At 47.2% G+C, this 525-nt stretch carries 1 pseudogene; it reads left to right on the top strand.

The annotated features are described in order from the left end of the window. Positions 1–372: pseudogene (locus ACTNEW_RS16355) on the top strand (ExeA family protein); the annotation flags it as partial. Positions 373–525 lie beyond the last annotated feature (153 nt).

Consider the following 525-nt stretch of genomic DNA (forward strand, 5'->3'; position numbering starts at 1 on the left):
CTGTTCAACTTTGAGATGGACTCCCGGGATCGGGCTGTAATTCTTCTGGTCGGTCTTCCACAGCTGAACAATACGCTCCAGCTTTCCATCCATGAACCGCTCCGTCAGCGTATCATCATGAACTATAACGTTGACGGCTACTCAAAAGAAGAAGGACGTGCTTACATTGAATGGAAACTGAAAAAGGCAGGCTGTACAGATCCTGTTTTTGATGACGCGGCCATGGAAGCGATCCTGAATGCTTCCGACGGTACAGCCCGTGTAATCAGCAAGCTCTGCAATGCTTCACTTGTAATCGGACATAGCCAGGCGGCCAACCGAATCACAGCCGACATCGTGATGCAGGCTATCAATGACAGCACCCTTGGCTGAGAAGACTCCCGCAATTAATTTGCGGGGGTTTTTCTGTCAGGAAAACAATTCGCAGAAACAATCATCTTTAAAGTGACTGACACATTTGCAAGGTTCTAAAATCAGCACAAAATAATCTGCCGGATAGGGCATCATTTAATTTGCCGGACAACA

The sequence above is a fragment of the Blautia sp. HCP3S3_G3 genome (assembly GCF_052063365.1).
Taxonomy (GTDB): Bacteria; Bacillota; Clostridia; order Lachnospirales; family Lachnospiraceae; genus Blautia_A.